The sequence below is a fragment of the Taylorella asinigenitalis ATCC 700933 genome, from assembly GCF_000687755.1.
Lineage (GTDB): Bacteria > Pseudomonadota > Gammaproteobacteria > Burkholderiales > Burkholderiaceae_B > Taylorella > Taylorella asinigenitalis.
The window spans coordinates 345,773-360,266 of record NZ_JHXN01000001.1; the positions used below are offsets into that span (position 1 = coordinate 345,773).

Sequence of the window (14,494 nt, forward strand, 5' to 3'; positions counted from 1 at the left end):
TTAAGAAAGAAAGCTATCTTCTGTAATTATTGGATTTAGCTCTTTCTTAAAGACCTCATCTACCTTTTCTCGCAACTCTTTACCAGCTTTGAAGTGAGGCACTCGTTTACCGACGACCTCAACGACTTCCCCAGTCTTAGGATTGCGGCCCACACGCGGAGCACGTTGTGACAATGAAAAACTACCGAACCCTCTTATCTCGATCCTTTGACCATCCGCTAAGGAATTAGTCATCGCATCAAGAATAGTTTTAACGGCTATATCCATGTCACGGGTTGCAAATTGTGGGTAAGTAGCAACCAGTGCATCAATAAGTTCAGATTTTGTCACTATTTATTATCTTTAGCTTGATCTATTTTTGCTTTAAGAAGTGCACCAAGGCTTGTAGTTCCAGAAGATGAATCTTTAAGTGATTCAAGCTTTTCAGCTGTTTGAGCATTTTCGCGAGCTTTAATAGAAAGTTGGATTGAACGAGCTTTACGATCAATATTAATAATCATAGCTTCAACTTCATCACCTTCTTTCAGAACAGTAGTCGCGTCCTCGATGCGGCCATTTGAAATTTCAGATGCACGAAGGTATCCTTCAACATCAGAATCCAAGGTAACAGTAGCACCTTTAGGTTCTACAGATTTCACTACACCCTTAACTAGAGCAGATTTCTCATGAGTCGAGGTATACATAGTGAACGGATCACCTTCAAGTTGCTTGTGACCTAATGAGATACGTTCTTTTTCAGTATCGATGGCAATAACAACGGCTTCAATCTCGTCGCCCTTGCTTAGTTTACGTACATAAACTTCACCTGGTTCATTCCAAGATAGATCAGATAGGTGAATTAGACCATCTATGCCACCTTCAAGACCAATGAATACACCAAAATCTGTTATAGATTTAATAGCACCTTTAATACGGTCACCGCGTTTATGTTTATTAGCGAATTCTTCCCATGGATTTGGTTGAACTTGTTTCATACCAAGAGAGATACGACGACGGTCTTCATCAATTTCAAGAACGCATACTTCAATCTCTTGACCTTGAGAAACTACTTTACGAGGGTCGACATTTTTGTTTGTCCAATCCATCTCAGATACGTGAACAAGACCCTCAATACCAGTTTCAACTTCAACGAAAGCACCGTATTCTGTGATATTTGTAACTTTACCAGTTAGTTTAGAATCTTTCGGATAACGAGTAGCTAAGCCAACCCATGGATCTTCGCCAAGTTGTTTAATACCGAGAGAAACGCGATTTTTATCTTTATCGAATTTAAGAACTTTAGCTTCTACTTCTTGGCCAACGGTTAATACTTCTGATGGATGACGAACACGACGCCATGCCATATCAGTGATATGTAAAAGACCATCGATACCACCTAAGTCTACGAAGGCACCGTATTCAGTGATATTTTTAACAGTTCCTTTAACCACAGAACCTTCTTGAAGATTTTCAAGAAGTTTTTGAAGTTCTTCACCCATATTAGATTCAAGAACAGAACGGCGTGATAGAACTACGTTATTACGTTTACGGTCAAGTTTAATGACCTTAAACTCCATAGTTTTACCTTCAAAAGGAGTTGTGTCTTTAACTGGACGTACATCAACAAGAGAGCCAGGAAGGAATGCACGGATACCGTTAGTCATAACAGTTAAGCCGCCTTTAACTTTACCTGTGATAGTACCAGTAATAAGCTCACCAGAGTTAAGTGCTTCCTCCAGTTTAAGCCATGCAGCCAAACGTTTAGCACGATCACGAGAAACAACAGTTTCACCAAAACCATTTTCTGGAGAGTCAACTGCAACTGAAACGAAGTCGCCTACTTCTACTTCAAGTTCACCCTGATCGTTAAGGAATTCTTCACGTGGCACCATAGACTCAGATTTAAGTCCAGTGTTTACCACTACATGATTGTGTTCAATTCGAACAACTTCTGCGGTGATTACCTCACCTGATTTGACTTCTTGCTGATTAGCGTTAGCGAACAGATCAGCAAAGCTTTCGCCCCCGAGGGCTTCTTGTAAGTTAAGATTTTGAGACATTAATAAATCCAAGAGATTAAACGGTTTGCCTAATCCCAAATATGCACACCAATTACTAAGTAACCAGTGGAGTTAAAAAAACCCTATAAATAGGGCACTAAAAAAAGATTGATATTTTAATTAAAAATTTCTTGATAATCAAATAATTAGGAGAATTTTTCTAAGATTTTCCATTTTTGTATTATGAAATTAACAACTTCATCAATACTCATTGAAGTAGTGTCAATGGTAATGGCATCTTTTGCAGCCACTAATGGGGCAATGCTTCTGTTTCTATCCTGTTCATCTCGCTTTCTCATATCATTCCTAATAGCATCAAGAGTGATATTCGGGTTTTTGTCTTTTATTTGATTGAATCTTCGAAGTGCTCTAGTTTCTATGTCAGAAATTAAAAATATCTTTAGGGGTGCCTGTGGAAATATAACTGTCCCCATATCTCGACCATCAGCAACTAGCCCCTTTTCCTTTAAAAAACTGTGTTGGAGATTTACTAACGCCTTCCTAACTTCTGGGATTGTGGCGAGTTGAGCGGCAACATTGCCAACATGTTCTGTACGAATGGCATCAGTCACATTATTGGAATTAAGAAACACATGACCATCACAGAAATTAATCTGCATATTTTTTATTACTGAGACTACATCCTGAATATTCTTTAAATCTGTACTTAAATTGAGGCATGCAAGGGCTGAGAGCCTATAAAGTGCACCAGAATCCAACACATCCCAACCCAAAATTTCAGCAACTCTTTGACTAACAGTGCCTTTTCCAGAAGCACTTGGCCCATCAATAGTTATTAATTTCATTCGATAATTCCCTTCCAAGAATTACGCAACTCTGATGTTCTCTCAAGCCAATCCATAATCTTCACTTTATCCCCAGAATCAATAAGCTCTCGCATCATATTTAAATGAGTTTCAAAGTCACTAATTTGCTCCAAAAGCACATCACGATTACTAAGAAAAATATCGGTCCAAACTTGAGCCGATCCGCCTGCAATGCGGGAAAAATCACGAAACCCCGTTCCGCCCAAATCGATATTGTCGCGAAAATGCACATTCTTAATTAAATATTCCATATATGAAGAGGCAATAAAATGAGGCAGATGGCTTAGGGCAGAAAATATTTTATCGTGCTGCTCGAAGCTAGTCATTAAATTTACTTTTGCCCCAAGCAAATCCCACAATTTTTTAACAAACTCAAGGCGTTCAGAGGGAGTCTCATTAAAAGGCGTAATCACTATATTGCGGTTTACAAATAAATTAGGATTCGCAGAATGAGGGCCATTCGTATGCCATCCAGCTATTGGATGACATGGCACAAAGCATGATTTTAGATGGGGAAAATTCTGATGCGTATAAGTGATAATTTCTGCCTTTGTACTTCCTACATCTATGACCGTTGCATTTGGGTTCAAATTATATGCTAGCTGCTTAAAAACATTAATAATCGCCTTTGTCGGAGTGGCAATGATTACGAAATCGCACTTCTGAGCTATTTCATCTATAGTAGATTTTTCATCCACCCACCCTTCTTTGATGGCATAGTCAATATTCTCACTATTAGTGTCGTAAGCATACACACGAGAGACTAAATCTTTCTTTGATAGACCCAAAAGAACTGAGGTACCAATCAGCCCGACACCAATTAATCCTAAGTTCTTAATCTTAGTCATATCATGAACTAGCCTTTGGATACGAGCCCAGCACTTTCACAAATGGTGCTTTGCTTTTTAGAAGATCTAATGCTTGAGAGACATTTGCCTCTTGTGCATGCCCTAAAAGATCGACATAAAAATAATATTCCCATTCTCCATTTTTAAATGGGCGAGATTCTAATCTACTCATAGATACGCCGTATTGGGCAAACGGAAATAGCAGGTTATATACGCTTCCTGCTTCATTAGAGGCCGCAAAAATTAAGCTTGTTTTATCATTATTACTTGGTTTGGGTGCAATATGCCCTATGCCTACAAACCTAGTTTTATTGCTTGTAGAATCTTGTATTCCTGTGGCAATGCATTTGAGTCCATAAATTTCCGCAGCACTCTCACTAGCAATTGCTAGTGCCGCAGAATCTGCCGATGCCTGCATGGCCGCTTCTGAATTGCTTTTTGCCGTAATTATCTCAATATTAGGCAAGTTCTGTATTAGCCATTTATGACATTGCCCGCGAGTCTGAGGATGAACATAAAGTTTTTTTGCATCACTCATTTGGCCATTTTTATGCAGTAAACAATGTTTTACTTCCACATTACATTCACTATGAATTTTTAATTTAGAAGTCAAAAACAAATCTTGTGTGCTATTTACCATTCCCTCGGTAGAATTTTCAACTGGTACGACTCCAACATCTGCCTCTTTTGATTCTACTGCTTTAAAAACTTCCTCAAATGTAGTGCATGGCTTTTTGTCGATATAGTGGCCATAAAGTTTGTAAGCCGCTTCTTCAGAAAATGAGCCGCTGGGGCCGAGATATGCAACGGTCAATTTTTTTTCTAAACCACGACAAGCAGAAATTATCTCAGTCCATACACTTTGCACCGCTATAGAAGGAAAAACCTTAGCTTTCTCCGATAAAGACTTAAAAATCTTAGCCTCACGTTCAGGTTTAAGTACATCCGTATCAGAGCCGTGAGTTTTCTTAATTTCCCCTACTTCTATAGCTAAACTAGCACGCCTATCAAGCAACTCCAAAATAGCACAATCAACTTCGTCGATTTGCTGACGAAGCGGCTCTAAGCGGAGAGCTAGTTCATCTTGTTTATCCATGTTGAGCTACAAAGCTGTCCATAAATTCAGCCAGTTCGCGAACACCTTCAATAGGCATTGCGTTATAAATTGAAGCCCTAATTCCACCTACCGATTTATGCCCTTTCAATCCTAAAAGACCATTCGCTTTAGTTTCTTTTAAAAATAAATTGTGAAGCTCTTCTGATGGCAATGTAAATGTCACATTCATATCAGATCTATATTTCGGCTGAATCTCGTTTTTATAAAACCCTTGAGATTTATCGATTAATTCATATAAGGATCGGGCCTTAGCTAGATTTTGCTCGTGAATAGGCATTAATCCACCTTTTGAACGCAACCATTTAAGTACTAAACCGCAAATATATACGTTATAAGCTGGAGGGGTATTAAAGCCAGAATTACCTCCTTTTACGTTTTCGTAATTAAATACGGAAGGACAAATATCTTTAGTAAACCCAATCAAATCATCTCTAACAATAACAACAGTTACACCCGCAGGGCCGAGATTTTTTTGAGCTCCTGCATATATCAAGCCTACACCATCAAAATTTATAGGTCTAGATAGAATATGAGAGGACATATCAATAACCATAGGTACGTCAGGAGCCCCTAGATTGGCCATATTCGGCAAATCTTTCATCTCTAAACCACTTATAGTTTCATTAGAACAAAAATGAACATATGATGAGTCTGGATTAATTTTCCAGTCAGAAACTTCTGGCATCCACATTCCTGATTTATACAAAACGCCGTCTATTTCTTTTTCCACTTGATTGCTTGCGGCTACCTGAACATCTGCAAATCTTTGTGATTCTTTATGAGATTTTATAGACCAAGTACCAGTGAGCACATAATCGGCCTTTTGGGCTTCACGACTAGCTATTAAATTAATAGGCACCAATGCATTTTGAGCAGTAGCTCCTCCATGCATAAATAAAATCGAATATCCATCGGGAACAGCAAACAAATCCCTAAAATCTGTCAATGCATCTGACAAAATTTGCTCGTATTCTGGAGATCTGTGGCTCATTTCCATAACAGAGATACCACTAGAATTCCAATCGAGCATTTCAGATGCAGCTTGTTCTAATACTGGACGTGGAAGTTTTGCTGGACCAGCAGAAAAATTCCAAACACTCATTATTCATCTCCCTCAGAATTACTAGCTGGATTCTCACTATCTTGCGAATCAGCTTCCACTTCAGATGACTGTGGCAATGCTTCCTCATCCTCAGTCTCCTGTTGTCCTAAATCGCCTTCCGTAACAGTTTCTACAACTCTCTGAACTCCAGAAAGTTTCGTACCTTGATCCACTCTAATTAAAGTCACACCTTGAGTAGCCCTGCCCATTTCACGAATCTGCTCAACCTTAGTTCTAACCACTATACCATCAGTGGTAATCAGCATTATCTCATCTTCAGGTTGAACTAATACAGCAGCTACAACTTTACCGTTTCTATCACTGGTCTGAATCGCAATCATACCTTTAGTTCCACGACCATGACGCGTATAATCTGTAACAGCTGTCCTTTTACCATATCCATTTTCAGTGGCAGTTAAGACACTTGCCTGTTCATCTTTCGAGACAATAAGTGAAATAATTTTTTGTCCCTCTTCCAATCTCATGCCAAGCACACCTCGCGATGACCTGCCCGTAGCCCTAACAGACGATTCATCAAAACGCACAGCTTTGCCCGCATCAGAGAACAACATAATGTCACTTTTACCGTCTGTTAATTCAGCCCCAACTAAGTAGTCATCATCATCCAAAGTGACAGCTATAACAGCCATCTTACGAGTGCTTGAATATTGAGATAGAGCGGTTTTCTTAACTATGCCCTTAGCTGTAGCTAAGAAAATAAATTGATCATCTGAGAATTGTTTAATTGGCAATACTACCGTTATCCTTTCATTTTCCTGTAAATCAAAAAGATTAACGATAGGTTTCCCCTTGGACGTACGCGTCCCTTGAGGTACCTCCCATACTTTAAGCCTATGTAAACGACCTAAACTTGAAAAACATAAAACATAATCGTGTGTATTAGCGATAAACAGCTGTTGGATATAATCATCATCTTTCATCTCGGTAGCTTTTTTGCCGCGACCACCCCGATTTTGTGCTTGATACTCAGATAATGGTTGGCTCTTTATATAACCTTCCTTGGATAGAGTAACAACCATATCCATAGGAGTAATTAAATCTTCGGTTTCAAATTCAGCAGCTTGATATTCGATTTGAGAGCGACGAGTATCCTTTAGAGTGTACTCATTTTTGATGGCAATGAGTTCCTCTCCGATAATTGTAGTTATCCTCTCAGGCTTAGCTAGAATATCTAAAAGATCCGTAATAGCCTCCATCGCAGCCTCATAGCTAGAAATAATTTTCTCTTGCTCTAAGCCTGTAAGTCGACGCAAGTTCATATTAAGAATTTCACGTGTTTGCTCATAACTTAAATAATACAATCCGTCTTCTCGCAAACCATATTCTTCAGGCAACCCCTCAGGTCTATAGGCTTTAAAGCCACCCAATGTTTGATCTTCATCCACTCTAGATAGCAAGCTTTTGACTAAAGACGAATCCCACCCTTTACTCATTAAGCGCTCAAGGGCCTCGTCTGGAGAAGCAGATGATTTAATTGTTTGGATAAATTCATCTATATTAGCCAGTGCAACAGCTAAGCCTTCTAACTTATGTCCCTCTTCTCTAGCCTTTCTTAATTCATAAACAGTTCTTCGGGTAATAACTTCACGACGATGCTGCAAGAAATAGACTACAAGTTCTTTAAGATTTAGAAGTTTAGGTTGGCCATTAACCAAAGCTACCAAGTTCATACCAAAAGTATCTTGTAGCTGAGTTAACTTAAACAGGTTATTGAGGATAACATCAGCCACCTCTCCACGTTTAAGCTCAATAACTAGTCTCATTCCATCTTTATCTGACTCATCTCTAATATCGGAGATGCCTTCAATTTTCTTTCCATTAACTAGTTCGGCTATTTTCTCTTGGAGAGTTTTTTTGTTTACTTGATAAGGAATTTCATCTACAACAATAGCTTGTCTATTGCCTTTTTCAAAATCCTCTATATGAGTTTTGGCTCTCATGACTACACGACCACGTCCTGTACGATAGCCTTCACGAACACCACTATACCCATAAATAATTCCGCCCGTAGGAAAATCAGGGGCTGGAATATATTCAATTAATTCGTCAATTGAGCAATCAGGATTTTTAAGACAATATAGACATCCATCAATTACTTCAGATAGATTATGTGGAGGAATGTTAGTAGCCATCCCGACTGCAATCCCAGAACTGCCATTAATAAGTAGGTTTGGTATCCTAGTTGGCAATATTTTCGGTTCGAACTCACTACCATCATAGTTTGGCCCAAAATCTACAGTTTCTTTTTCCAGATCTGATAGCATCTCATGAGCAATCTTCTCGAGGCGAATTTCCGTATAACGCATGGCAGCCGCACCATCACCGTCAATTGACCCAAAATTACCCTGTCCATCAACAAGCATATATCTCATTGAGAAATCTTGAGCCATTCTAACTATAGTGTCATAGACAGCAGAATCACCGTGAGGATGGTATTTACCAATCACATCACCCACAATACGGGCTGATTTTTTATAGGGCTTATTCCAACTATTAGATAGTTCGTGCATAGCATAAAGAACACGACGGTGAACAGGTTTTAAACCGTCCCTAACATCAGGCAATGCTCTGCCTACTATTACACTCATTGAATAACTTAGGTAACTACGACGCATCTCCTCTTCAAGAGATACAGGGAGGGTTTCCTTTGCGAAAGAATCCATTTATTTCACTTTTTTATTTATTTTGCTTAACTTGGAATTTTAGCATTTGAGGGGTGTTTCAATACAGTTTCGTTTCAAGTTACAAATAAACTTAAGAAATTGCTTTAACTTGTGTTTCTAAACGTAAATTTTTAAGCGGAATTCACTTGTTTTGATCGATAATTCAGTCACATAAATGTATGAAATATGCAACTATTGTTCAAAAAAAACGACACTTTTTTGCAATGTATCCTTATTTTGACCTACAAAAATAACAATATTTGCCTAAATAACGTAATATTAACTACGGAAATAAGGGAAAAACCGTCAAAAGGTTTTGAATATGACCGTAATGATTGGTATACTATCCCTGAATTTTAATTATGTGGCGTCACGCGCTGCGAATCTTTTTTTAGCACATTTAGCTCTTCGAGGAGAAATATAAATGACCTCTAAATTCGCTCTAGCAATTGCTTTTGCTTTCTCAGCTGGCGTTGCATCAGCTCAAACAGTAGATAACTGGGTTAGTGACTTCGGTGACCCTGTAGTAAATGACTTCGGTGATTGCTGGCAGAATGACTTCTGGACTCCTGCAACTGCACTTCCTGAGTGTGGTGGCACAGTAGCAGTAGCTGCTGACGGTACTCCACTTCCTATTACAGCAAACAAAGTTACTTTCAATGCAGATACTTTCTTTGATTTCGACAAATCAAATCTTAAACCTGAAGGTCGTGCTGTTCTAGATCAAATCGCTGAACAAGTAACTCATTTAACTCTTGAATCATTGATTACTGTTGGTCACACTGACTCTATCGGTACTCAAGCATATAACCAAAAACTTTCTGAACGCCGTGCAGCTACAGTTAAAAACTACCTTGTAAACAAAGGTATCCCAGCTGAACAAATCATCGCTTCTGGTCGCGGTGAACTTCAACCTGTAGCAGATAACCGCACTCGTGAAGGTCGTGCTCAAAACCGTCGCGTAGATATCGAGATGGTTGGTACACCTAAATAATTTCTAAACTAGATATTATTTAAAAATGAATATGGCTCCAGTTAGGGGCCATTTTCATTTCTTTAAAACTATGACAAATGTAAGCGACACAGAGATTGAAAAATTCTCAGCCATTGCCTCAAAATGGTGGGATAAATCTAGTGAATTTAAAACACTTCATGATATTAACCCAATTAGATTGAATTGGGTTTTATCCAATATTGATAAACCTCCAAAAGATATTAAGTTAATAGATATTGGGTGCGGAGGTGGTATCCTAACTGAAAGCCTAGTTAGCTCAGGCATTACAGATGTAACTGGTATAGATTTAGCAAAAGAATCTATAACCGTAGCTAAACTTCATAGCCTTGAGAGTGGTCTTAAAATAAATTATTTAGTGGAATCTGCTGAAGATCATGCAATATCTCATAAACAAACTTATGATGTTGTTACGTGCATGGAACTTCTTGAACATGTACCAAATCCTCAAAGTTTAATTGAAGCAATTTCTACCCTACTAAAACCTGATGGCATTGCATTTTTTTCCACTATTAACAGAAACTTTAAATCATACGCTTTAGCCATTGTTGCTGCTGAATATATTCTTGGTATGGTTCCTAAAGGCACCCATAATCATAGTATGTTTCTAAAACCTAGTGAAATTATGCGTTTTGCTAGAATGTACAATCTTGATTTATTGAACTCCACTGGTTTTGAATATAAACCACTTACGGGTAATTATGAATTGAGTGGATCGCTTGACATAAATTATATGTTGGCAGTTAAAAAGCATGGAATTTAAGGTCTCTAGAGCGGTTTTTTTTGATTTTGACGGTACTCTTGTTGATTCTGCTAAAGATTTGGTGGAATGTGCAAATCTGCAAAGATTAAAACGAAATAAAGAGCCTCTCCCCTTTGAATATCTAAAAAACTTCGTTTCTCGTGGTACTCCAGCTATGTTAAAAGAAGCTATAGGTCTTTTAAAGGAGGACCCAGACTACGATTTAATCAGAGAAGAATATCTTACAGATTATAGGGAAAGATTGACTCAAAATATTCGTTTCTTTGATGGGATACCTGAAATGTTGGAAGACTTAGATAATAAGAAGATTCCTTGGGGCATTGTCACAAATAAACCATCTAATCTAACCATTCCATTGCTAAATTTTCTTAATTTAACTCATCGGGTTATTTCATCTACTTATGGAGATTCAGCTCCTAAAAGTAAGCCTCACCCAGATACTATATTCTTAGCATGTGATCAAGCTAGTGTAAATCCTAGCAATTGCATATATGTTGGAGATGATCAAAGAGATATTGAAGCTGGTAAGGCTGCGGGCATGAAAACAATAATCCTGACATATGGATATTGTCCTGAACCTGAAATGATTCCCGAATGGGGAGCAGATTTCATAGCCCATACACCAGCTGAAATTACTGTTGGAATAGATAAATTATTTAAATAAAAAAGGCAGCCGAAGCTGCCTTGATTCGTTCTGTTGCCAAGTGAATCACACTCCTGGAGCTTGTTTAATTAAGCTGCCAATGCAAATTTATCATCGTTAGCATTTATAGATGTGCTTGATTTACGGTCATCGCCTACCGACTGCCAATATTCCTAGTTATCCCTGTCGAAGCCAATACGTCCCCTCCAATAAAACACTCTGATAAATGCCTTAGTGGTGGAGACGGCGGGAGTCGAACCCGCGTCCAAAAATAATTCAGTCTATCAGATATACAGCTTAAAGTTAATTTTAACAAAATCAATGACTAATGTCACCTATCCCTAAGGACAGATAGTAGTTCATCAGAACAATCACGAAAAACCTCATCCCATTCGGGAATAGTAGTTCTTAAAAGTTTCGCCATCTTAGAGTTATCTAATACGGAAAACTCTGGGCGATTAGCACCCTTATGATCTTTCCTAGTTTTAGTTGGAGAAATTAATGGAGCTCTAGGGCTCAAATTACTCCATTTAACACCTTCAGAACGAATCATTAAGGCAAATTCATACCAACTACTGTATCCAGATGGAACTACATGAAAAACCCCTAATGCTTTCTTACTGATAATCTTAAACATGTATTCAAGCAAAAATTCACTAGAGGTGGGTACAGTAAATTGATCTCTTACTACATTAAATCTATATGGGCCTTGCTTTTTAGGGTTAGTTAATTTAGAAAAAATTTTCTTAACAAAGTTCACCCTAAAGGGACTATATAAAGCACTAGTCCTAAAGATATAAAAATCAGGGGTTTCCTTCATTATATAGAGTTCACCAGTTAATTTATCAAGACCATACTGATTAATTGGGCAAGGTAGTGTAGTCTCAGGATAGGGTTCCTTAGAGGTTCCATCATAGACATAGTCAGTAGAGAAATGAACAATTGCCGCCTTGTTGTAGAAGCACCATTGAGCTAAAGTCCTAGGTAGCACAGCATTAATAACATAGGAGACTTCTTTATTATTTTCGGCCTCATCTACTGAAGTATAAGCAATTGTATTAATTACTAAATCAGGTTTGTAAGCATCTAGAAATCGCTTAAGAGCTCGAAAATTTTCGTGTGCATCTAAGGATGAGCTAGGAAAAAATTCATATCTTGTGCAAATACTATATATATGTCTGGAATATTTAAATGTAAGCCCCAACTGTCCAGAGTCGCCAACTATTACGGCGAATTTGTAAGGAGGGGCTTTAAGAGCCGCTGCCATATCTATCGGCTAAAATTTAACCCTGAAGTAACAGAAATCATATCAGAGGCAATATTTGCACTTTCACGAGCCACAACATCAAGATTCTCCTTGCGTTTTTTCTCGTTTTCAAGCTCCTCTTTTAAATCGCCCTCTCCTCTAGCAAGACCATCATCTAACTTAAGATCATTAAAGTTAATTTCTCCAAGTTCTTTTCTTTCTTTATCGAAGGCTTTGATTTGTGCATCCATCTCTTCTCGTTCTTTAACGCGTGTCTCATAATTAAGAGAGTACGATTTACGTTGAGATAATTTCAAACGATATGCATTTTCCTTTTTGAGTAGATTCCAGCTTCCAGAATTTGCAATACGATCTTTATGTAAGGTATTTAGTTTGGCAATGCTTCCCTTCAAATCTGCAAAAGGTTTATATTCAGCTGGTCTCAAAATAGTCCATGGCAATGGATTATCATAACTAGATTCACCAAGTTTCTCGTTGTCCACGCTTGATGGAAACTCAATATCTGGCTCTACGCCTTTTAGTTGAGTTGAACTACCGTTAACTCGGAAGAATTTTTGAATGGTCCATTTGATAGCACCTAAATCTTTATACTCAACGTCTTTTTGTAAAAAGTCTGTTAAATCTCTAAAGGTTTGAACAGTACCCTTTCCCCATGTTTGAGAACCTACGACTACTCCACGGCCATAATCTTTAATGGCTGCTGCAAGTATTTCAGATGCTGAAGCAGAAAACCTATTAATAATAACAACAACAGGTTTATCCCACTCTTGTTTGACACCGCGAGATTGGACTACATTAATATCGCCGTTTTGTGAGCTTACTTGCACAACCTTCTCATAATTGCCTATAAAAAGTCCACTTACTTTAGCGGCCTCATTTAAAGAACCACCACCATTATTTCTTAAATCTAAAACAACAGCCTCAACCCCTGACTTTTTATATTCATTAAGAAATTTAGTAATGTCCTTAGATAATGAGTTGTAGTTTTTCTCCAAGGCTTTTCTAGCATCGAAATCTTCATAAAACGATGGAATTGTAATAACACCTACCTTATGAGATTTTCCATCTGATTTAGTTTCTATCACTTTAGATCTTGCAGCTTGCTCTTCCATAGAAACCTTTTCGCGAACAATCTTAACCTCTTTAGGTTTACCGTCCATACCAGTACCAGCAGGGATTAATTGAAGTCTAACAACACTTCCTCTTTTGCCTCGAATTTTCTTAACTATGTCGTCAAGTTCCCAGTCGATAACATCCTCAAACTGACCAGTTTCTCCCTGAGCAACTCCCACAATTAAATCACCAGGATTAATTTGCTTACTTTTAGCGGCAGGACCGCCAGCAACCACTTCACGAATTTGACCGTATTCAAAATGCTTTTGCAATACGGCACCAATACCCTCAACAGACAAGCTAATAGACACATCAAAGTTTTTCGCTGATGAGGGACTATAGTATGTAGTATGAGGATCTAAGCTGTCACCTAAAGCATTTATAAAGTATTCTGCGGCCTGCTCTCCATCCATGCGTGCAACAGTGTTTCTGCGGTTGATATAGCGTTTACGAAGAGTGTTTTTGATTTTGTCCTCATCAACATTAGCTAGTTTTAAGCGAAGAAAATCATTTTTGATTCTCTTGCGCCATAAATCGTTAGCTTCCTGATGAGTCAAAGGCCAATCGAGTTCATCACGATCAAGAACAAACTCCTCATTTTTTTTGAAATCAAAACCTTTATCTAAAAGCGAGATTGCGTAATCATATCTCTCAACCAATCTGTGCTTATATAGATTAAAAATCTCAAATCCTATTTGTAGCTGACCCTTCCTGTAGTAAGAGAGAATTTTCGATTCATATTTTTTAAATGAATTTATATCCTCTTTAGTAAAAATCATTTTGTTTACATCGAGCGACTTAAATAGGTTCTCGAAGACAAGCGACTGTAATTTATCATCGAAAGGTTTTTTTTCGAATTGGAATCTATTCAGAATTAAAGCTGATAATACCGTTGCACGAGCATAATTGTCTTTAAATTCCAAATCTTTAAATTTAGCTGGCTTATACAATGATGCCTCGTTAGTTTGAGCATCGTTTGTGACTGCATTTAAGGATACAGATCCAGAAATTAAACTTATGGCAATGAGCGTGCTTTTGAAAACTCGATTTAAATTCATAAAACTTAACGTAATCTATTA

12 protein-coding genes and 1 other RNA gene are annotated in these 14,494 nt (G+C 37.9%); 3 read left to right on the plus strand and 10 right to left on the minus strand.

Annotated features, from left to right (window positions below; all coding sequences use genetic code 11):
• From T432_RS0101685 to gyrA, 7 genes are all read right to left on the minus strand, one after another.
• Complete coding sequence (locus tag T432_RS0101685) at window positions 1-330, minus strand: integration host factor subunit beta (RefSeq protein WP_014111281.1); 330 nt, start codon at window positions 328-330, stop codon at window positions 1-3.
• The gene (rpsA, locus tag T432_RS0101690; RefSeq protein ID WP_014111280.1) at window positions 330-2,039 is read right to left on the minus strand and encodes a 30S ribosomal protein S1; all 1,710 of its coding nucleotides are present in this window, start codon (window positions 2,037-2,039) and stop codon (window positions 330-332) included. Before rpsA ends, T432_RS0101685 begins: the two co-directional genes overlap by 1 nt.
• 146 nt (window positions 2,040-2,185) lie before the next feature.
• On the minus strand, window positions 2,186-2,845 hold the full coding sequence (gene cmk, locus T432_RS0101695) for a (d)CMP kinase (protein ID WP_028883923.1): 660 nt from the start codon (window positions 2,843-2,845) through the stop codon (window positions 2,186-2,188).
• Window positions 2,842-3,714 (minus strand): prephenate dehydrogenase, encoded by an 873-nt coding sequence (locus tag T432_RS0101700; RefSeq protein WP_028883924.1) that lies wholly within the window; start codon window positions 3,712-3,714, stop codon window positions 2,842-2,844. Before T432_RS0101700 ends, cmk begins: the two co-directional genes overlap by 4 nt.
• A gap of 1 nt (window position 3,715) precedes the next feature.
• Window positions 3,716-4,810 carry a prephenate dehydratase gene (pheA, locus tag T432_RS0101705; RefSeq protein WP_028883925.1) on the minus strand — a complete coding sequence of 365 codons (1,095 nt, stop codon included), beginning with the start codon at window positions 4,808-4,810 and terminating at the stop codon, window positions 3,716-3,718.
• Window positions 4,803-5,933, minus strand: a complete 1,131-nt coding sequence (serC, locus tag T432_RS0101710) for a 3-phosphoserine/phosphohydroxythreonine transaminase (RefSeq protein ID WP_044971006.1) — start codon at window positions 5,931-5,933, stop codon at window positions 4,803-4,805. Before serC ends, pheA begins: the two co-directional genes overlap by 8 nt.
• On the minus strand, window positions 5,933-8,617 hold the full coding sequence (gene gyrA, locus T432_RS0101715; RefSeq protein ID WP_028883927.1) for a DNA gyrase subunit A: 2,685 nt from the start codon (window positions 8,615-8,617) through the stop codon (window positions 5,933-5,935). Before gyrA ends, serC begins: the two co-directional genes overlap by 1 nt.
• Window positions 8,618-9,041: 424 nt before the next feature.
• On the opposite strand from gyrA, the gene ompA reads away from it, so the two are divergent.
• From ompA to T432_RS0101730, 3 genes are all read left to right on the plus strand, one after another.
• Entirely contained in the window at window positions 9,042-9,611 is a 570-nt protein-coding gene (ompA, locus tag T432_RS0101720; RefSeq protein ID WP_014111274.1) for an outer membrane protein OmpA, read from the plus strand.
• Between the two features lie 70 nt (window positions 9,612-9,681).
• Complete coding sequence (gene ubiG, locus T432_RS0101725) at window positions 9,682-10,392, plus strand: bifunctional 2-polyprenyl-6-hydroxyphenol methylase/3-demethylubiquinol 3-O-methyltransferase UbiG (RefSeq protein WP_028883928.1); 711 nt, start codon at window positions 9,682-9,684, stop codon at window positions 10,390-10,392.
• On the plus strand, window positions 10,382-11,056 hold the full coding sequence (locus T432_RS0101730; RefSeq protein WP_028883929.1) for an HAD family hydrolase: 675 nt from the start codon (window positions 10,382-10,384) through the stop codon (window positions 11,054-11,056). The genes ubiG and T432_RS0101730 overlap by 11 nt, the downstream gene beginning before the upstream one ends.
• Here the strand turns inward: T432_RS0101730 and ssrA are convergent.
• The 3 genes from ssrA to T432_RS0101740 all read right to left on the minus strand — a co-directional run bounded on the left by ssrA (window position 11,054) and on the right by T432_RS0101740 (window position 14,473).
• Window positions 11,054-11,371: a transfer-messenger RNA gene (gene ssrA, locus T432_RS08255) on the minus strand. The two genes, T432_RS0101730 and ssrA, sit on opposite strands and share 3 nt — an antisense overlap.
• Window positions 11,367-12,302: an SDR family oxidoreductase gene (locus T432_RS0101735; protein WP_028883930.1), complete on the minus strand. Its 936-nt coding sequence runs from the start codon at window positions 12,300-12,302 to the stop codon at window positions 11,367-11,369. The genes ssrA and T432_RS0101735 overlap by 5 nt, the downstream gene beginning before the upstream one ends.
• A 2-nt stretch (window positions 12,303-12,304) precedes the next feature.
• Window positions 12,305-14,473 carry a carboxy terminal-processing peptidase gene (locus T432_RS0101740; RefSeq protein ID WP_014111270.1) on the minus strand — a complete coding sequence of 723 codons (2,169 nt, stop codon included), beginning with the start codon at window positions 14,471-14,473 and terminating at the stop codon, window positions 12,305-12,307.
• Window positions 14,474-14,494: the final 21 nt, after the last annotated feature.